The organism is Streptomyces sp. NPDC079141 (assembly GCF_040686775.1).
Taxonomy (GTDB): domain Bacteria; phylum Actinomycetota; class Actinomycetes; order Streptomycetales; family Streptomycetaceae; genus Streptomyces.
The window spans coordinates 835482-854821 of sequence record NZ_JBFBLP010000003.1 but is presented as its reverse complement, the minus strand read 5'-3'; the positions used below and the strand labels follow the sequence as shown (position 1 = coordinate 854821).

Genomic DNA, 19340 nt, shown 5'->3' with positions numbered 1-19340 from the left:
GCCGGAAGGCGGCAGACCATGGAACGAGTGATCATCGCCGGAGTCGACCGGTCGGCCCGCAGCCGTACGGCGGCGGACTGGGCCGCGCGTGAGGCGCTGCTGCTGGGACTGCCCCTGTGGCTGGTGCACGCGGCCCCGCCGGGGGCCGAGGACACGGCCGAGCGATGGCCCTACCGCCCCGAGGCGGTGGCGGAGCACGTCGTGGCCGAACTCGTCGGCCGCCACCCCGGGCTGGCCGCCCGGAGCGTCTGTGCGACCGGGACACCCCTGGCCGCGCTGCGCGGGGCGGAACTGCTCGTCGTCGGTCTGCGCGGCGAGGGCGGTCACGCCGGGATCGCCGTGGGGTCGACCGCGTCGGCGCTGGCCACGGGGGTCGACGGGCCGGTGGTCCTGGTGCCCGGCGCGCTCGCCGACCCGGGGCCGGCGCATCCGGCCGACGGAGTGGTCGTCGGCGTCGACGCGCGCGACCCCGCGGGCGCGGCGCTCGACTTCGCCTTCACCGCGGCGCGGCTGCACGGCACCCGCCTGCACGCGGTGCACTCCTGGCGGCTCCCCGAGGGTGCCGCCTGTCTGCCCTTCCCCGTCCCCGAGGCGGCGCGCGCGACCTGGGAGGACCACGAGGTCCAACTCCTGGCGGACGCGCTGCGGCCGTGGCGCGAGAAGCACCCCGGCGTCGAGGTCCTGCAGGACGTGGTGCTGTTGCCGCCGGCCGTGGCACTGGCCCACGCGTCCGCCACCGCCGGGCTGGTGGTGGTCGGTCGCCGCTCGGGCACCACCGCACTCGCCCTGCTGGGACACGCCAGGTGCCCGGTGGCGGTGGTGCCGTCGTAGTGGCCGGGCGAGGGGCACCGCCGGGCGCCTCAGAGCCGTGAGGGGCGGACCGGCCCGGGGGCATGGGTCGTTCGGCCCCTGTGGCGTGCGGAGGCCGCGGCCCAGGGTGGAGGTATGAGCAGGCGTGGGCGGATCGCCGTGATCGGCGTCGGGAACGAGTTCCGGCGCGACGACGGCGTGGGCTGGGCGGTGATCGCCCGGCTGCGGGAGCGGGCGCTGCCGGCGGACGCCGTGCTGGCCACCTGTGACGGTGACCCCGGCCGGCTGATCGGCCTGTGGGAGGGCGCACGGCTGGCCGTGGTCGTGGACGCGGCCCACGCACACCCCGGATCACCCGGCCGCGTGCACCGGCTCGTCCTCGACTCCGGACGGCTGCCGCAGCCGTCGGCCACCAGCTCCCACGGGCTGGGCCTGGGCGAGGCGGTCGAACTGGCCCGCGTCCTCGACCTGCTGCCCGAACGGCTCGTCGTGTACGCCGTGGAGGGCACCGACAGCGACTACGGCACCGGCCTCTCGCCCGCCGTCACCGCGGCCGTCGACCCCTTGGCCGAGGCCGTCGAGGCGGAACTCGCCCTGTACCTGGCACCCCGGGAGCGGACATGACTGCGCGCCGCTTCCGAGACGACCCGATCGTCCCGGACGTTAACTCCCGGCCCTGCGAACATCGCACGGCGGCCGTCGCCACCCTGGCCGATCGCCCCGTACCTGGCGCCCCGGGAGCCGGCATGAGTACGCGCCGCTTCCAAGACGACCCGATCGTCCCAGACGTCAACTCCCGGCCCCGCAAACATCGCACCACGGCCGTCGCCGCCCTGGTAGAGCTCGCCCCGTACCTGGCACCCCGGGAGCCGGCATGAGTGCGCGCAGTTTCCGGGTGGACGGGATCGTGCAGGGCGTCGGCTTCCGGCCGTTCGTCCATCGCACCGCGGCCGAACTCGGCCTGGACGGCTGGGTGGCCAACGTCAACGGCCATGTGGAGGGCGAGGTCTCCGGACCGTCCGCCAGGATCGAGGAGTTCGCCGCGCGGCTGCGCACCGACGCCCCGGCCCTTGCCCGGGTGCGGCATGTCCGGCTGAGCGACGGCTCGGAACGGGCCGCGTACGGCGGCGGCTTCGAGGTCCGCCCCAGCGCCGCCGGGGCCCCGGAACCGGCCGCGCGGGAGATCCCGCCGGACGCGGCCCTGTGCGAGGCCTGTCTGCACGAGCTGCGCGACCCCGGCGACCGCCGCTTCCGCTATCCGTTCATCAACTGCACCGCCTGCGGGCCGCGCGCCACGATCATCGAGGACCTCCCCTACGACCGGATCCGCACGACCATGCGCCGCTTCCCGCTGTGCGCGGACTGCGCGGCCGAGTACGCCGACCCCGCCGACCGGCGCTTCCACGCCGAACCGGTGGCCTGTCCCGTCTGCGGGCCGCGGCTCGCCTGGGAGGAGCTGCGCGGGGAGGCGGCGCTGCGGGCGGCGGTGAAGACCGTCGACGGGGGCGGCATCGTCGCGCTGAAGGGGCTGGGCGGCTACCAGTTGGTGTGCGACGCGGGCGACCCGCGGGCCGTGGCGGAGCTGCGCCGCCGCAAACGCCGTCCGGCGAAACCATTCGCCGTGATGGTCCCCGACCTGGCGGCGGCGGAACGACTGGCCTGGATCGGGGCCACGGAACGGCAGTGCCTCCTCTCCCCCGAACGGCCGGTGCTGCTGCTCGGCCGCCGCCGCGGCGGCCCTCCCGCCCTCGCGCCCGAGGTCCATCCCGGGCTGCACCGCGTCGGCCTGTTCCTGCCCACCACCGGGCTGCACCACCTCCTGCTCGACGAGCTCGCCCGCCCGCTGGTGGTGACCAGCGGCAACCTCACCGACGAGCCCATCGCCGTGGACGACGCCGAGGCCCGGCGCACGCTGGACGGCGTCGCGGACGGCTTCCTGACCCACGACCGGCCGATCCGCTCCCGCTACGACGACTCCGTGGTGCAGTTCACCGGGCGGATCCGGATCACGGTCCGCCGGGCCCGGGGCCTCGCCCCCGCCCCGCTGCCACTCGCCGCCCGCGAGCCGGTCGCCGGCGCCGGGGCGCAGCTCAAGCACACCTTCACGCTGGCCGCCGACGGTCGGGCCCTGCTCGGCCCGCACACCGGCGACCTGTCCGACCTCACGACCCACGACGCGTTCCTGGCCTCGTACGCACACCTCAAGCGGCTCAGCGGCATCGAGCCGGTGGCGCTGGCCCACGATCTGCACCCCGGCTATCTGTCCACGCAGTGGGCGCAGGCCCAGCCGGTGCGGCGGATCCCCGTGCAGCACCACCACGCTCACGTGGCCGCCTGCGCGGCCGAGCACGGGGTGCGGGGCACCTTCCTCGGCGTCGCCTACGACGGGCTGGGCCTGGGCGACGACGGCACCCTGTGGGGCGGCGAGATCCTCGTCGCCAACCTGAGCGGCTACCGCCGCGTGGGCAGGTTCGCGACCGCGCCCCTGCCCGGCGGCGACGCGGCGGTGCGCCATCCCTCCCGCACGGCACTGGGCCACCTGCTGGGCGGCGAGACGCTCGGCTCCCCGCGCCCCTACCCCTGGCTCACCCGGCCCTTCACCGACCGGCTCGACCTGGCCGAGGTCGCCGCCGTGCGCGCCATGATCGCCCGGAACGTCAACTGCCCGCGCGCGTCCAGCGCCGGCCGGCTCTTCGACACGGTGGCCGCACTGCTCGGCCTCGCCGACCGGGTGAGCTACGAGGGCGAGGCGGCCGTGCTGCTGGAGGCGGCGGCGGGCAGCGAGCACGCCGTACCGCTCGCCCATCGCGTCGTGCTGGCCCAGGGGCTGTGGGTCTACGACCCCGCCCCGACCCTCGCCGATCTGCTGGAGCGGCGGCTGGCCGGGGAACCGGTGGGCCGGCTCGCCGCGGCCTTCCATCTCACGCTCGCCGACGTCACCGCGGAACTCGTCGCCCGGGCGGTCGCCGAGGGCGCGCCCCGCACGGTGTGCCTGGGTGGCGGCTGCTTCGTCAACCGGCGGCTGCTGACCGAGGTGCGGCGCCGACTGCGCGCGCAGGGGCTGCGGGTACTGGTCGGCGGGCAGGTCCCGGTCGGGGACGGCGGCATCAGCTACGGCCAGGCCGCGGTCGCCGCCGCGCGGCTGAGCGGGGAAGGGTGAGCGCTGATGTGTCTGGGGATTCCGGGACGGGTCCTGGAGATTCACGACGACGCCGGGCTGCGTATGGCGACGGTGGATTTCGGGGGTGTGCGGCGTGAGGTGTGCCTCGACTGCACGCCGGGGGCGGGGGTCGGCTCGTATGTGATCGTGCATGTGGGGTTTGCGATCACCGAGGTCGACGAGGTGGAGGCGCAGCGCACGCTGGAGGTGCTGCGGGCCATGGCCGACGCGGTCGAGGGTGAGCTGGGTGAGCCGCTTCCGTGACGGGCGCTTGACCCGATCGGCCCGTCAAGAGGGCCGGTCAGCCCCTGCCTGACAGCCCCTGCGCAGGCGGACGCTGACCTTGGAGGACCGCACTCGGAGGAGAGCCGTCATGACTGCCAACCCGGACGCCGTACTGGACCGCGACGGTCTCAACGCCCTGGTCGCGGCCCTGGTGGCGCAAGGGCGGACCGTGATCGGGCCCACCGTCCGCGACGGAGCGATCGTCCTCGCCGAGCTGGAGTCCGCGGACGCGCTGCCCTTCGGCTGGGGTGTCGAGCTGGAGGCCGGACGGTACCGGCTGGTGCGCCGCGAGGACGGGGCCGCCTTCGCGCACAGCGCGGGGCCGCAGTCCTGGAAGAACTTCCTGCATCCGGCCCGCGAACGGCTGTGGAGCGCCGACCGTACGCCGTCGGGCGAGCTGTCCTTCACCCCGGACGAGCCGCAGGCCCCGTCGTACGCCTTCCTCGGCGTCCGGCCCTGTGATCTGCGGGCCATCGCGATCCAGGACCGGGTGCTGGCCGGCGGGCGGTACGAGGACACCGGGTACGGGCGGCGCCGGGACGGGGCCTTCCTGATCGCGGCCGAGTGCACCGAGCCCGGTGCGACCTGCTTCTGTGTCTCCACGGGTGGCGGTCCCGCCGCCGACCCCGGGTACGACCTGGCGCTCACCGAGGTGGGCGGTCGTTTCCTGGTGCGGGTCGGCAGTGCGGAGGGCGCCGCGCTGCTGGAGCAGGTGCCGCACCGTGTCGCGGATGCGGAGGTCGAGGGCGCCGCGCGCGCTGCCGTGGACGCGGCCCGCGAGCGCATGGGGCGTTCCCTGCCCCCGGTCGACGTACGGGCGCTGCTGGGCGAGAGCGCCGACGCCGCGCGGTGGGACGAGGTCGCCTCCCGCTGTCTGACCTGCGGCAACTGCACGATGGTCTGCCCGACCTGCTTCTGCACGACGACCGAGGAGGTCACCGACCTCACCGGCGACCACGCCGAGCGGTGGCAGCGTTGGGACTCCTGCTTCGACCTGGACTTCTCGTATCTGCACGGTGGCCCGGTGCGCGCGTCGGGGCGCAGCCGCTACCGGCAGTGGCTCACCCACAAACTCTCCACCTGGCACGACCAGTTCGACACCTCGGGCTGTGTCGGCTGCGGGCGCTGCATCGCCTGGTGCCCGGCCGGCATCGACATCACCGAGGAAGTCACCGCTCTGGCCGCCGAAGCCGCCGGCGCCACCGAAGCCGCCGTAGCGGCCGATCACGGAACGGAGACCTGACCGATGCCTCCCTCGATCGCCCTGCGCATGAACCACGCCCTGCCCCCGGAGCACCGCGACCGGCTGCTGCGCGTCGGCCGGGAGGCGCACTTCGCGCAGGGCACCCGGCTGTTCGACGAGGGCGGTCACGCCGACCGCTTCTGGATCGTCCGGGACGGCACGCTCGCCCTGGACCTGCATGTGCCCGGCCGCCGGGCGCCGGTCGTCGAAACCCTCGGCGTCGGCGACCTGGTCGGCTGGTCCTGGCTGTACGAACCGTACGTCTGGCAGTTCGGCGCCCAGGCCGTGACACCCCTGCGGACCTACGAGTTCGACGCCGTCGCCGTCCGGCTGATGTGCCTCAACGACGCCGAGTTCGGCCGCGCCGTCGAGCACTGGGTCGGCCGGGTGCTGTCCCACCGGCTGCGCGCGGCCCGGACCCGGCTGCTCGACCTGTACGGCCCCGGCGGGAGCGGTGGTGCACGATGACGGACGTACCGGTCCCGTACCGCGTGGTCGCCCGCAGGCCGGAGACCGCGGACACGGTGACGCTGCGTCTTGAGCCGGTCGGCGTGCCGCTCGGTGACTTCGCGCCGGGCCAGTTCGCGATGGTGCACTGCTTCGGGCGGGGCGAGATCCCGGTCTCGGTGAGCTCGGTGCAGGCCACCGGCGGTCTCGCGCACACGGTCCGGGCGGTGGGCGCCGTCTCGGCGGGACTGTGCGCGGCGCAGACCGCCGATGTGCTCGGTGTGCGCGGGCCGTACGGGACCGGCTGGGAGCTGGAGCGGGCCCGGGGGCGGGACGTGATCGTGGTCGCGGGCGGCATCGGCCTGGCGCCGCTGCGGCCGCTGATCCTGGGCGCGCTGGCCGACCCCGAGGCGTACGGCAGGGTCAACGTGCTGATCGGGGCGCGCACCCCGGCCGATCTGATCGCCCGCAAGGAGATCGAGGGCTGGCGGACCGCGTACACCGGGGTGACCGTCGACCGGCCCGACGACGGCTGGCGCGGTGACGTCGGTCTGGTCACCGATCTGCTGGACCGGGCGGACTTCGAGCCCGCCGACGCCTGGGCGTTCGTGTGCGGGCCGGAGCCGATGATCCGGGCCACGGCCCGTGAGCTCGCCGCCCGGGGGATGCCCGGCGCGCGGATCCGGGTCTCGCTGGAACGGAACATGCGCTGTGCGACCGGCCACTGCGGGCACTGCCAGCTGGGGCCGCTGCTGCTGTGCCGGGACGGCCCGGTCGTGGACTGGGAGCGGGCCGAATCCCTGCTGTCGGTGAGGGAGTTGTGATGGCACCCAGACTCGCCGTGTTCAAGCTGGCCTCCTGCGACGGCTGTCAGCTCACCCTGCTGGACTGCGAGGACGAACTCCTCGCTCTGGCGGGCGAGGTGGAGATCGCCCACTTCCTGGAGGCATCCAGCGCCGTCGAGCCGGGCCCCTACGACCTGACGCTGGTCGAGGGCTCGGTCACCACCGCCGAGGACGCCGAGCGGATCCGGGCGATCCGGGCCGCCTCCCGCGTCCTGGTGACGATCGGGGCCTGCGCCACGGCGGGCGGGATCCAGGCGCTGCGCAACTACGCGGACGTCGACGAGTACCGGCGCGTGGTCTACGCCCGCCCCGAGTACGTCTCGACCCTGGCCACCTCCACCCCCGTCTCCGCCCATGTGGACGTCGACTTCGAGCTGCGCGGCTGCCCGATCGACCGGCGGCAGCTCCTCGAAGTGATCACCGCGTTCCTGGCCGGCCGCAAGCCCGACGTGCCGAACCACAGCGTCTGCTTCGAGTGCAAGCGGCGCGGCACGGTCTGTGTCACCGTCGCCCACGGCACCCCATGTCTGGGCCCGGTCACCCACGCGGGCTGCGGGGCGCTGTGCCCGGCCTACCACCGCGGCTGCTACGGCTGCTTCGGGCCGTCCGGGTCCGTGAACCTGCCCGCGCTGATCCCTCTGCTGCGCCGTGACGGCATGGACGAGGACGCCGTGGAACGGTTCCTGCACACCTTCAACGCCCCTGCGTTCGACGAGGAGTTGAGGAAGTGACCCATCGAGGATCCCGTGTGCTGCACGTCGGCTCGCTGTCCCGGGTCGAGGGCGAGGGCGCGCTGCGCCTGGGCGTGCACGACGGCACGGTCACCGAGGCGCGGCTGGAGATCTACGAGCCGCCGCGCTTCTTCGAGGCGCTGCTGCGCGGACGGTCGTACACCGAACCGCCGGACATCACCGCCCGGGTGTGCGGGATCTGCCCGGTGGCCTACCAGATGAGCGCATGCGCGGCGATCGAGGACGCGTGCGGGGTGAGCGTCGATCCGGTGATCCGGGATCTGCGCAGGCTGCTGTACTGCGGGGAGTGGATCGAGAGCCAGGTCCTGCACATCTATCTGCTGCACGCCCCCGACTTCCTGGGCCGGGCGAGCGCGATCGAGCTGGCCCGGACGCACCGGGCGGAGGTGGAGCGGGGGCTGCGGCTGAAGAAGGCGGGCAACTCGCTGATGGAGCTGCTCGGCGGGCGGGCCGTGCATCCCGTGAACGTTCGCCTCGGCGGCTTCCACCGGGCGCCCGCGCGCGCCGAACTGCGGTCGTTGGCCGAGGAGTTGAAGCGGGCGCTGGACGACGCGTGGGACACCGTGCGCTGGGTGGCCGGGTTCGAGTTCCCGGACGCCCGGGTCGAAGCCGATCTGCTGGCCCTGGCCGCGCCGGACACGTACGCCATCGAGTCCGGCACCCCGACCGTGCTGCGCGCCGACGGGACACAAGCCTCCTTCCCGGTACGGGACTTCACCCGCCGGGTCACCGAGACCCATGTGCCGCACTCGACCGCCCTGCACTCGCGGCTCGACGGCCGGCTGCATCTGACCGGCTCCCTCGCCCGGTTCGCGATCGGCGGCGCACGGCTGTCCGAGGTCGCGCGCCAGGCGGCGGTGGAGGCCGGTCTCGGCGATCCGCGGGCGGGTGCCGTGTGCCGCAATCCGTACCGGTCCATCCTGGTGCGGGCGGTGGAGACGGTGTACGCCGTCACCGAGGCGCTGCGGCTGATCGAGGCGTACGAGCCGCCCGAGCGCCCGTACACGGAGGTTCCGCCGGTCGCGGGGGTCGGGCACGGCGCGACCGAGGCGCCGCGCGGGGTGCTCTACCACCGCTACGAACTCGCCGCGGACGGGACGGTCACCGACGCCGTGCTGGTGCCGCCCACCGCGCAGAACCAGGGCGCGATCGAGGACGACCTGCGACGGCTGGCCCAGCGGGCGATCAGCGAAGGAGCCCCGGACGACGCCGAGTTGACGGATCTGTGCGAGCGGGCGATCCGCAATCACGACCCGTGCATCTCGTGCTCCACCCATTTTCTCGACCTGACGGTCGTCCGAACCACAGGAGACAGCGATGCCTGAATCCCCTTACAGCGTGAGCGATGTGATGACGCACACCGTCGTCGCCGTCGGCAGTGAGGCGAACTTCAAGGAGATCGTCGAGCTGCTCGACCAGTGGAAGGTCAGCGCCCTGCCGGTGCTGGCCGGCGAGGGGCGGGTCGTCGGGGTGGTCTCCGAGGCGGACCTGCTGCTCAAGGAGGAGTACCGGGACACCGACGAGGGCGATCTGGCGGAGCGGGCCAAGGCCGGCGCGGTGACCGCGGGCGAGCTGATGAGCACCCCGGCGGTGACCGTGCACGCGGACGCCACGCTCGCCGAGGCGGCCCGCATCATGGCCCGCCGGCACGTCAAGCGGCTGCCGGTGGTGGACGGGGTCGGGCTGCTGCAGGGCGTGGTCAGCCGCAGCGACCTGCTCAAGGTGTTCCTGCGCTCCGACGAGGAGATCGCCGAGGAGATCCGCGGCAGCGTCCTCGGCCAGCTCCCGATCGTCACGCCCCTGACGGTCAAGGTGACCGAGGGCGTGGTCACGCTCGGCGGTGCCCTGCCCGACCGTACGCTCGTGCCCATGCTGGCCCGGGCGGTGCGGGCGGTGGAGGGGGTCGTGGACATCCGGCTCGATCTCACGCACCGATGAAGTACCTCGACGAGTACCGCGATCCCGTGCTCGCCCGGCGGCTGCTGGACGAGCTGCGGCAGACCGCCACGCGCCCGTGGCGGATCATGGAGGTGTGCGGCGGGCAGACCCACACCCTGGTCCGGCAGGGCATCGACGAACTGCTGCCGGCCGGCATGCGGATGATCCACGGGCCGGGCTGCCCGGTGTGCGTGACCCCGCTGGAGACCCTGGACCGGGCCATGGCCGTCGCCGCCCGGCCCGGCGTGATCCTCACCAGCTTCGGCGACATGCTGCGCGTGCCCGGCACGGACACCGATCTGCTGTCCCTGCGGGCGCGCGGCGCCGACGTCCGGGTGGTCTACGCCCCGATGGACGCCGTACGCCTGGCCGCCGAGCACCCCGACCGCGAGGTCGTCTTCCTCGCCGTCGGCTTCGAGACGACCGCGCCCGCGAACGCCACGGCGGTCCTGCACGCGGCCCGCCTGGGCCTGACGAACTTCTCGATGCTGGTCAGCCATGTCCTCGTGCCCCCGGCCATGACGGCGCTGCTGGACGACCCGGACTGCGAGGTGCAGGCCTTCCTGGCGGCCGGGCATGTGTGCGCGGTGATGGGTTGGCGCGAGTACGAGCCGATCGCCGCCCGCTACCGGGTGCCGATCGTGGTGACCGGCTTCGAGCCGCTGGACCTGCTGGAGGGCATCCTCATGGCGGTACGGCAGCTGGAGTCGGGCCGGTTCGAGGTGGAGAACCAGTACGTGCGGGCCGTGCGCCGCTCGGGCAACACGCAGGCGCAGGACGCCGTCCGCGAGGTGTTCCGGGTCGCCGACCGGTCCTGGCGCGGCATCGGGGCACTGCCCGGCAGCGGCCTCGAACTTGCCGAGAAGTACCAGGAGTTCGACGCGGCCCGCCGCTTCGACGTGGGCGGACTCAGCCCCGTCGAGGACCCGGAGTGCATCGCGGGCGCGATCCTCACCGGGGCCCGGCTGCCCACCGACTGCGCGGCGTACGGCACCCGTTGCACGCCCCGTCACCCCCTCGGCGCGCCGATGGTGTCGTCCGAGGGCACCTGCGCCGCCTTCCACGCGGCCGGACGCACCCGTACGAGGAGCACGCCATGACTCTCGACTGTCCCGTCCCGAACCACGAGGACGAGGTCGTCCTGCTCGGCCACGGCGCCGGCGGCCGCCTCACCGCGGAGCTGCTCGACCGGATCGTGCTGCCCGCCCTCGACTCGGGCGACGGCCCGCTGGAGGACGCGGCGCTGCTGCCGGGCCACCCGGATCTGGTGATCAGTACCGACAGTTTCGTCGTCAGCCCGCTGTTCTTCCCCGGCGGGGACATCGGGTCCCTCGCCGTCCACGGCACGGTCAACGACCTCGCGATGCGGGGCGCGTGGCCGCTGGCGCTGTCCGTCTCCCTGATCGTGGAGGAAGGGCTGCCGCTGGCCGAACTGCGGGCCGTGACGGAGTCGTTGGGCAAGGCGGCCCAGGAAGCGGGCGTGCCGGTGGTCACCGGGGACACCAAGGTGGTGGGCCGGGGCGCGGCCGACCGGCTGTTCATCACCACCACGGGCGTCGGGCGACGGCACCCGCTCCTCACCCCATCGGCGGCGCTGGCCCGTCCCGGGGACGCGGTGCTGCTGTCCGCTCCGATCGGCCTGCACGGCACGACCGTGCTCAGCACCCGCGAGGGCCTCGGCTTCGAGAGCGACATCGCCTCGGACTCCCGGCCGCTGCACCGCCTGGTCGACGCCCTGGCCCCGCTCGCCGGCGCCGTCCACGTGCTGCGCGACCCCACCCGCGGCGGCCTCGCGGCGACCCTCAACGAGATCGCCCGCGACTCCTCCGTCGCCGTGGAGATCGACGACGCCGCCATTCCCGTACCCGAGCCGGTCGCCGCCGCCTGCGATCTCCTCGGCCTGGACCCACTGGTCGTCGCCAACGAGGGCTGCCTGGTCGCCTTCGTCGCCCCGGACGCGGCCGAGGACGCACTGACCGCCCTGCGCTCCCGGCCCGAGGGCCGAGAAGCGGTGCGCATCGGCGAGGTACTGCCCCAGGGGCCGCGCGGCCGGGTCACGCTGCGCACACTGGTCGGTGCCCGGCGCATCGTGGAGATGCCACTGGGCGAGCAACTGCCGCGGATCTGCTGACGGGCGGTATGGGCGCCGCGCCCATCGTCACAGGCCTGCCGGCACCTCGGCAGGGGCTGGCTGGTCGGCTTCGCGGCCGAGGACACGTAGCCGCACTGCGCTCGCGGCCCGGGCGGCTACGGACACCGGTCCGCACCCCGTCGTCACCGACCCACCGGCACGCTCCCCCGCACCAACACCTCGGCAGGGGCCCGCCGGGGCACGTTCCATACCTCGGTCGTGTGGCCGAGGCGCAGGATGGCCTGGGGGAAGCGGTGGGCGGCGAGGTGGGTGCGCAACTCTGTGCGGAGTTCGGGGAGTTCGAGGGGCTGGGTGTGGAAGGCGGCCATGACCTGGCGGGTGGCCGCGTGCAGCAGCAGCCGCTGGAGGGCCTGGCCCGAGCGCAGCCAGTCGGTGCGGTCGTCGTGCAGGGTGGTCAGGACGACGACCGTGCCCGTGGCGCGCCACTTGCGTCGGCTCGGGAGGGTGATCCGCCGGGCGAGGCCCAGGTAGTCGCGGCTGGGCAGGAACGTCCGGTCCGGGTGGTGGCGGCAGGCGTCGACGGGCAGCCCGTACGGGCCTATGCACCGGGCCAGTTCGGCAGTGTGGCCGTGGTCCGCGCGGTGCACGTTCTCCGCGGCGCGGACCAGCTCGGCGAGGTGGTCGAGCCCTTCGGGTTCGTCGATGATCTGCAGGTCGGCGCCCTCGGCCCGGGCGTGGTCGCGCAGTTCGGCCAGGAGCGTGTCCGGCAGCGGTTCGGTCCCGAACGGCCCGCGGTGGGTGTGGCGCAGGGGTATCGCACGGGCCAGGCGTGCCTCGTCGGCGGTGGCCGGGGCGTGCGCGGCGTAGCCGACCTGGGCCAGGAAGCCGGAGTCGCGGGAGTCCGGCAGGAGCGTGACGGCCGGCCGGAAGCCGAGGTGCCGTACGGCGATCCGTACGTTGAACAGGGCGGCCCCGCAGGCGATGACCGCCTCGCGGCCGGCGGGGTCGGTGAGGATCAGCCGCCGCCCCCGGTCCAGGTGGATCTCGAAGCCCTGGTCACGCCCCTCCTCGGCGAAGAACCACGGCTGGCTGTTGTGCGGCGAGGGCGCGAGCACGGCCGCGCGGGTCAGATGATGAGCCGCGCGGCCGGCGCTCGCGTACGGCAGGGACATGACACCTCCACCCTTCGTGGCGACGGGGGTCAGTGCTTCTCCCCCGCCACCTCCTCGGCGACCTGGGCCGCCCATTCCTCGATCCGGCCGAAGTCCCGGAAGTCGCCGCCCTTTCCGTTGCGGACGATCATCCGGGCGATACGGCCCTTGGCGCCCTCCTGAAGGCAGCCGCCGAAGGTCACGTGCCCGCGCGCGTCCAGGCGCTCCATGGCCCGTCGCAGGCCGGGCACGGGCGGGATGTCCCGTTCCGAGGCGGAGGGGTCGAGCGGGCCGCTGCTGAACAGCCACAGCGGGCGTTCGGCCAGGGCGCCGCGGTGCCGGCGCAGGAAGCGGCGGGCGTCCTTGTGCCAGCGTCCGGCGTACAGTCCGCCGCCGACGACGACGGCGTCGTAGTCCGTCAGCCGGGCGACGGCGCCGGCGGGCAGTGCCTCGGCGGTGCAGCCCTCCTTGCGCAGGACCGCGGCCACGGCCTCGGCGATCTGCGCGGTCGATCCGTTGGTGGTCCCGTAGGCGACCAGCACCTTGGCGGTCATGACGGGCACCTCCTCTCAGGGTCCTGTCACAGCTTGCGCAGCCAGTCGTCGGCCACGCCGTGCAGGGCCTGCTCGTCGGGCTGGAGCCGGGAGTCGTCCAGCCGGTGGGTGAGCCGGTCGACGACGGCGACCACGCCGTCGGTCTGCCGGGTCATGGAGACAGCGATCTCCGTCTCGCTCTTGCGCTCCATCTGACCGGAGAGCGTCACCACGCCCTCGGTGACCGAGACGTCCACCGCGCGCGGACTCAGCCACAGCGACCGCACCAGCACCTCGTCGATGACCTCGGCGCGGATCTCCGCGTCGGGCCGCAGGAAAACCTGGAGCAGGTCGCGGCGGGTGACGATGCCGACGAGCCGGTTCTCCTCGTCGAGGACGGGCAGCCGTTCGATGTGGTGCTGTGCCATGGTCCGGGCAGCCTCCACGATGGTGTCGTCGGCGTGCACCGTGACCGGCGGTTCGGTCATCAGCTGGCCGGCGGTGCGGGCCTTGGCCTTGGCGGCCCGCGTCCGGCCCTCCCGGGTCAGACCGGCGAACCAGGAGCGCTTGCGCGGCTCGAACGGGTCGGGCGTCTCGGCCTGCCGGACCAGCAGGTCCGTCTCGGAGATCACGCCGATGACCTGTTCGTCCTCGTCGACCACCGGCAGTCCGCTGATGCGGTGGTCACCGAGCAGCCGGGCCACTTCCTTGAACGGCGTGCCGTACTCGGCGCGGACGACCTCCGTGGTCATCACGGAGCCCACCTTGTTGTGCTTCATGTCTGTCCCTCCTCAGCGGAGCCTGCGCAGATACGGGTCCTGGGGCCTGCGGGGCAGCAGGCGCACGCGTGCATCGAGCACGGTGACTCCGCCCGGTGTCGCGAGAACGGGGTTGAAGTCGGCCTCGGCGAGCTGCGGCAGGTCGCTCGCCATCCGGGACAGCCGCAGCAGCAGCTGCTCCAGGGCGGCGAGGTCGACCGGTCCGCCGCCGTGCGCGCCGAACAGCAGCGGGGCACAGCGCGGGGCCGTGATCAGGTCGTGCACGTCGTGGTCGGTCAGCGGGGCCAGCCGGGCGGCGTGGTCGGCGAGGACTTCGGTGGCGGTGCCGCCGAGCCCGAAGAGCACGAGCGGTCCGAAGACCTCGTCCTGGACGACACCGGCGAACAGCTCGGTGCCGCGCGGGGCGAGCGGCTGGAGGACCACGCCGGTCAGCAGTCCGGCGAACCGGGTCTCCAGGTCGCGGAAGGCGGCGCGCACCTGGTGGTCGCCCCGCAGATCGAGGTGGACGGCGTGCTGGGCGCTCTTGTGCAGCAGGCCCGGCCAGTAGCCCTTCATGACGACCCGGCCGTCGGCGCCGCGCAGCCGGTCGGCGGCGAGGACGGCGTCGTCCTCGCTGTCGGCCCAGGCCCACGGCAGTTGCGGGATGCCGTAGCAGTCCAGAAGCTCGGCGCACACGCGCGGGGCGAGCCAGCCGCCGTCCGGGTTCTTGTCGAGGTAGGTCTCGACGACGGCGTGGGCGCGCGCGGTGTCGACGCCGTCCAGGTCGGGGACGGTGCCGGCGGGCCGGGCGAGCCAGGCGGCGCGGTGCGCGGCGTGGGCCAGGGCACGGGCCGCGGCCTGGGGTTCGGCGTACGCGGGGACGGTACCGCCGCCCTCGGCGGGCAGCAGCTCCACGGGCAGGCCCTGTTCGAGCCGCACCGCGGCGACCGGCTTGGGACGTGTTCCGGGGGCGGCGCGGGTGAGAGCCCGGATCAGGTCGTCGCCGGTCGCCGCGGCGACCGCGGTGGGCACCAGGGCCAGGAGGACGGCGTCGATCCCGCCGTACCGCATGATCCGGTCCACGCAGGCCGTGAGCTGTTCCTCCGTCACCGCGGCGGTCGCGTCGACGGGGTTGCCGACGGCGGCGCCTTCGGGGAGTACGGAGAGCAGGTCGTCGACGAGTTCGGGGGTGGGCGCGGGCAGTGTGAGCCCGGCCTCGGCGCAGGCGTCGGCGGCGAGGACGCCGGCTCCGCCCGCGTTGGTGACGATCGCGACCCGGGCTCCGGCGGGCAGGGGCTGGGAGTGCATCAGGGCGGCGGCTTCGAGGAGTTCGCCGCACGAGTGGGTGGCGGTGATGCCGGCCTGGGTGAACAGCGCGCCGCGGGTCATGGTGCGGGTGGCGGCGGCCGCGGTGTGGGAGGCGGCGGCCCGGCGGCCGGCGTCGGTGCGGCCCGCGTCGACGGTGAGCACCGGCATGCGGCGGGTGACGCGGCGGGCGGTGCGGGAGAACGCGCGCGGGTTGCCGAAGGACTCCAGGTGGAGCAGGGCGAGGTCGGTGCGGCCGTCGCTCTCCCACCACTGGAGCATGTCGTTGCCGCTGACGTCGTACTTGTCGCCGAGGGAGGCGAAGGAGGAGACGCCGATGCCCAGCCGGGACAGCCCGTCGAGCAGGGCGATGCCGACGCCGCCGGACTGCACGGCGATGCCCGCGGTGCCGGGGCGCGGATGGCCGGCGGCGAAGGTGGCGTCCAGGCGCAGGGCGGGGTCGGTGTTGCTGACGCCGAGGCAGTTGGGGCCGACCAGGCGCATGCCGTGGGCGCGGCAGGCCGTGAGCAGGGCGTCGGACTGGCCGGCGTCCAGGCCGGCGGTGACGACGAGGAGGGCGCGGACGCCCGCCTTGCCGCACTCCTCGGCGGTGTCCGCGACCGCGGTGGCGGGCACCGCGACGACCACCAGGTCCGGGGTGGCGGGCAGGGCGCTGACCGACGAGTAGGACGGAACGCCGAGAATCGCGTGCGCGCCGGGGTTCACCGCGAACAGACGGCCGGTGAAGTCGCCCGCGTGCAGCTGGTGCAGGATCGCCCGGCCCACGGAGCCCGCCTTGCGTCCGGCACCGACGACGGCGACCGTCGCGGGCCGCAGCAGCGGGCGGAGGCTGGCGACGTCGGCGGCGCGGCCGCGTTCCTCCACGGCCGACAGGTAGGTGTCACTCTCGTCGAGGGCGATGGTGCAGCTGACCTCGGGGCCCTCGAAGCGGCGGGCGGTGCGCAGGCCGAGGTCGGCGAAGAGGCGCAGGACCTCGTGGTTCTCGCTGAGCGCGTCGGCGGTGAAGGTCGTGATGCCCTCGGCGCGGGCGGCCGAGACCAGGTGCTCGACGAGGAGGGTGCCGACGCCCCGGTGGTGCAGGCCGTCGGCGACGGCGATGGAGATCTCGGCGGTGTCCTCGGTGTCCGTGACGCTGTACTCGGCCAGGCCGATGACCTGTCCCGCCGTCTCGGCCAGCAGCGCCCGGTAGCCGGGCCGTACCGGTCCGCAGGCCCGGTCGGCGGCCATCGCGGCCGACCGATGGCTCGCGGCGAAGAAGCGCAGCCGCAGATTCTCCGGGGACATCTCCTCGTACAGACCCTGGAGTTGGTCGTGGTCGGACCGGCGCACCGGGCGGATGCACACCATGGTGCCGTCCGCGAGCAGGGCGTGGACCGTGGGCCGGCTGAGCGCGTCGTCCGTCATCGCGGATCTCCTTCGCGTCTTCTCGTCACTTCGAGGATCCAGCGGAACGGACGGCGGCCCCATGGGCTGTCCGGGCGGAACGGTGGGGCCGGTCGGCCCTCAATGACAGACAGTTCCCCGCGCCCCGAGAGGGGCGCGGGGAACTGCGCGACCAGCCACGACGGCGCCGCGGAAGAGGGACGACCGCTACGCGTTCCAGCTCCACTCGGCGATCTCCGGCAGATCCGTGCCGTGCTCCCGGATCCACGCCTGGTGCCGGGTGCGTGCGTCGGCCATCTCCTGGCGCACCGCGGCCGCCCGCACCGCGAGCCCGGGGACCCGGTCGATGACGTCCATGACCAGCCGGTACCGGTCGAGGTCGTTGCGCACGACCATGTCGAACGGTGTGGTCGTCGTCCCCGACTCCTTGTAGCCGCGCACATGCAGGTGGCGGTGTCCGTTGCGGCGGTAGGCAAGCCGGTGGATCAGCCACGGATAGCCGTGGTAGGCGAAGATCACCGGTTTGTCCGCGGTGAACAGGCCGTCGTACTCGAAGTCGGTCATGCCGTGCGGGTGTTCCTCGCGCGGCATCAGGCGGGCGATGTCGACGACATTGACCACACGGACGGCGAGTTCGGGCAGGTGGCGGCGGAGCAGCTGCGCGGCGGCCAGGACTTCTTGGGTGGGCACGTCGCCGGCGCAGCCGAGGACCACGTCGGGTTCGCCGCCGTTCTCGCTGCCGGCCCACTCCCAGATGCCGGCGCCGCGGGCGCAGTGGGCGCGGGCGGCGTCCATGGACAGCCAGTCGTAGCAGGGCTGCTTGCCGGCGACGATGACGTTGACGTAGTCGCGGCTGCGCAGGGCGTGTTCGGCCACGGACAGCAGGGTGTTGGCGTCCGGCGGCAGGTAGACGCGCACGACTTCGGGGCTCTTGTTGAGGACGTGGTCGACGAAGCCGGGGTCCTGGTGGGAGAAGCCGTTGTGGTCCTGGCGCCACACGTGCGAGGTGAGCAGGTAGTTGAGGGAGGCGATGGGCGCGCGCCACGGCAACTCCCTGGAGGTCTTCAGCCACTTGATGTGCTGGTTGACCATGGAGTCGACGATGTGCACGAACGCCTCGTAGCAGGAGAACAGCCCGTGCCGGCCGGTCAGCAGATAGCCCTCCAGCCAGCCCTGGCAGGTGTGTTCGGAGAGGATCTCCAGGACCCGGCCGTGCCGGTCCAGGTGTTCGTCGACGGGCAGGATCTCGGCCTGCCAGGCCTTGCCGCTGCCGTCGAAGACGGCCTGGAGGCGGTTGGAGGCGGTCTCGTCGGGGCCGACGACCCGGAAGTCCCGGCGCTCGGTGGTGTCCTTCATGACCTGGGCGAGGAGGTCGCCGAGAACCCGGGTGGGTTCGTGGAGGGTGGTGCCGGGCTTGTCGACGGGCACGGCGAACCGGTCGAGCGGTGCGATCGGCAGCTCGCGCACGAGCAGGCCGCCGTTGGCGTGCGGGGTGGCGCCGAGGCGGCGGGCGCCCTCGGGCAGACAGGCGAGGACGTCGGCGACGGGGCGGCCGTCGGCGTCGAACAGTTCCTCGGGCCGGTAGGAGCGCAGCCACTCCTCCAGCTGGCGCAGGTGCCCGGGGTTCTCGCGGACGCCGGCGAGGGGGACCTGGTGGGCGCGCCAGGTGCCCTCGACGGGCACGCCGTCGACCTCGGCCGGGCCGGTCCAGCCCTTGGGGGTGCGCAGCACGATGACCGGCCAGTGGACGCGCTCGGCCGCGCCGCCGTCGCGGGCAAGGCGCTGGTGGTGGGCGATGCGGTCCAGGGCGGTGTCGAAGGCCTGGGCCATGGCGCGGTGCACGGCGGCCGGGTCGTCGCCGGTGACATGGATGGGGTCGTGGCCGTAGCCGCGCAGGAGTTCGTCGAGTTCGGGCTCGGGCAGCCGGGACAGCACCGTCGGGTTGGCGATCTTGTAGCCGTTGAGGTGCAGGATCGGCAGGACGGCGCCGTCGCGCACCGGGTCGAGGAACTTGTTGGAGTGCCAGGAGGCGGCCAGCGGCCCGGTCTCGGCCTCGCCGTCGCCGATCACGCAGGCGACGAGCAGGCCGGGGTTGTCGAAGGCGGCGCCGTAGGCGTGGGAGAGGGCGTAACCGAGCTCGCCGCCCTCGTGGATCGAGCCCGGGGTCTCGGGGGCCACATGGCTCGGCACGCCGCCGGGGAAGGAGAACTGTTTGAACAGCCGCCCCATGCCCTCGGCGTCCCGGCCGACGTCGGGATAGGTCCGGCTGTAGCTTCCCTCCAGCCAGGAGTTGGCGAGAACCGACGGGCCGCCGTGGCCAGGACCCCATACGCACAGCGCGTCCAGGCCGCGGGCCTTGATGACCCGGTTGAGGTGGGTGTACACGAGGTTCAGACCGGGCGAGGTGCCCCAGTGGCCGAGCAGCCGCGGCTTGATGTGCTCGGCCGTCAGCGGCTCGCGCAGCAGCGGGTTGGCCAGCAGGTAGATCTGTCCGGCGGCCAGGTAGTTGGCCGCGCGCCAGTGGGCGTCCAGGGTGCGCAGCTCGTCGTCGGTCAGTACGGTGCTGTTCTGGTGTTCGACCTTGGACATGGGGTGACTCTCCGGGTCGGTGACGGGG

General features: G+C 73.8%; 17 protein-coding genes. 12 read left to right on the top strand and 5 right to left on the bottom strand.

What is annotated here, in order from left to right; genetic code table 11:
* Positions 1-18 precede the first annotated feature (18 nt).
* From AB0Q90_RS13630 to hypE, 12 genes are all read left to right on the top strand, one after another.
* Positions 19-831, top strand: coding sequence for a universal stress protein (locus AB0Q90_RS13630; RefSeq protein ID WP_363162002.1), 813 nt, complete (start codon positions 19-21; stop codon positions 829-831).
* Positions 832-945: 114 nt separating this feature from the next.
* Positions 946-1434 carry a hydrogenase maturation protease gene (locus AB0Q90_RS13625; protein WP_363162001.1) on the top strand — a complete coding sequence of 163 codons (489 nt, stop codon included), beginning with the start codon at positions 946-948 and terminating at the stop codon, positions 1432-1434.
* Between the two features lie 250 nt (positions 1435-1684).
* The gene (gene hypF / locus AB0Q90_RS13620) at positions 1685-3970 is read left to right on the top strand and encodes a carbamoyltransferase HypF (protein WP_363162000.1); all 2286 of its coding nucleotides are present in this window, start codon (positions 1685-1687) and stop codon (positions 3968-3970) included.
* 6 nt (positions 3971-3976) lie between these two features.
* Positions 3977-4234 (top strand): HypC/HybG/HupF family hydrogenase formation chaperone, encoded by a 258-nt coding sequence (locus AB0Q90_RS13615; protein ID WP_363161999.1) that lies wholly within the window; start codon positions 3977-3979, stop codon positions 4232-4234.
* 109 nt (positions 4235-4343) lie between these two features.
* Positions 4344-5498, top strand: a complete 1155-nt coding sequence (locus AB0Q90_RS13610; protein ID WP_363161998.1) for a 4Fe-4S dicluster domain-containing protein — start codon at positions 4344-4346, stop codon at positions 5496-5498.
* A gap of 3 nt (positions 5499-5501) precedes the next feature.
* Positions 5502-5966: a cyclic nucleotide-binding domain-containing protein gene (locus tag AB0Q90_RS13605; protein ID WP_363161997.1), complete on the top strand. Its 465-nt coding sequence runs from the start codon at positions 5502-5504 to the stop codon at positions 5964-5966.
* Positions 5963-6769, top strand: coding sequence for an FAD/NAD(P)-binding protein (locus AB0Q90_RS13600; RefSeq protein ID WP_363161996.1), 807 nt, complete (start codon positions 5963-5965; stop codon positions 6767-6769). The genes AB0Q90_RS13605 and AB0Q90_RS13600 overlap by 4 nt, the downstream gene beginning before the upstream one ends.
* Entirely contained in the window at positions 6769-7521 is a 753-nt protein-coding gene (locus AB0Q90_RS13595; protein WP_363161995.1) for an oxidoreductase, read from the top strand. The genes AB0Q90_RS13600 and AB0Q90_RS13595 overlap by 1 nt, the downstream gene beginning before the upstream one ends.
* Positions 7518-8867, top strand: coding sequence for a nickel-dependent hydrogenase large subunit (locus tag AB0Q90_RS13590; RefSeq protein WP_363161994.1), 1350 nt, complete (start codon positions 7518-7520; stop codon positions 8865-8867). The genes AB0Q90_RS13595 and AB0Q90_RS13590 overlap by 4 nt, the downstream gene beginning before the upstream one ends.
* Positions 8860-9480, top strand: coding sequence for a CBS domain-containing protein (locus AB0Q90_RS13585; RefSeq protein ID WP_363161993.1), 621 nt, complete (start codon positions 8860-8862; stop codon positions 9478-9480). Before AB0Q90_RS13590 ends, AB0Q90_RS13585 begins: the two co-directional genes overlap by 8 nt.
* Positions 9477-10580, top strand: a complete 1104-nt coding sequence (hypD, locus tag AB0Q90_RS13580) for a hydrogenase formation protein HypD (protein ID WP_363161992.1) — start codon at positions 9477-9479, stop codon at positions 10578-10580. Before AB0Q90_RS13585 ends, hypD begins: the two co-directional genes overlap by 4 nt.
* Entirely contained in the window at positions 10577-11611 is a 1035-nt protein-coding gene (gene hypE / locus AB0Q90_RS13575; RefSeq protein WP_363161991.1) for a hydrogenase expression/formation protein HypE, read from the top strand. Before hypD ends, hypE begins: the two co-directional genes overlap by 4 nt.
* A gap of 143 nt (positions 11612-11754) precedes the next feature.
* Here hypE and AB0Q90_RS13570 read toward each other — a convergent pair whose 3' ends face one another.
* The 5 genes from AB0Q90_RS13570 to AB0Q90_RS13550 all read right to left on the bottom strand — a co-directional run bounded on the left by AB0Q90_RS13570 (position 11755) and on the right by AB0Q90_RS13550 (position 19312).
* Complete coding sequence (locus AB0Q90_RS13570; protein WP_363161990.1) at positions 11755-12744, bottom strand: hypothetical protein; 990 nt, start codon at positions 12742-12744, stop codon at positions 11755-11757.
* A gap of 29 nt (positions 12745-12773) precedes the next feature.
* Positions 12774-13277, bottom strand: a complete 504-nt coding sequence (locus tag AB0Q90_RS13565) for a flavodoxin domain-containing protein (protein ID WP_363161989.1) — start codon at positions 13275-13277, stop codon at positions 12774-12776.
* Between the two features lie 26 nt (positions 13278-13303).
* Positions 13304-14035, bottom strand: a complete 732-nt coding sequence (locus tag AB0Q90_RS13560) for a CBS domain-containing protein (RefSeq protein WP_363161988.1) — start codon at positions 14033-14035, stop codon at positions 13304-13306.
* A gap of 12 nt (positions 14036-14047) precedes the next feature.
* Positions 14048-16744: a GNAT family N-acetyltransferase gene (locus AB0Q90_RS13555; RefSeq protein ID WP_363161987.1), complete on the bottom strand. Its 2697-nt coding sequence runs from the start codon at positions 16742-16744 to the stop codon at positions 14048-14050.
* Between the two features lie 186 nt (positions 16745-16930).
* The gene (locus AB0Q90_RS13550; RefSeq protein ID WP_363161986.1) at positions 16931-19312 is read right to left on the bottom strand and encodes a phosphoketolase family protein; all 2382 of its coding nucleotides are present in this window, start codon (positions 19310-19312) and stop codon (positions 16931-16933) included.
* Between the last annotated feature and the right edge of the window lie 28 nt (positions 19313-19340).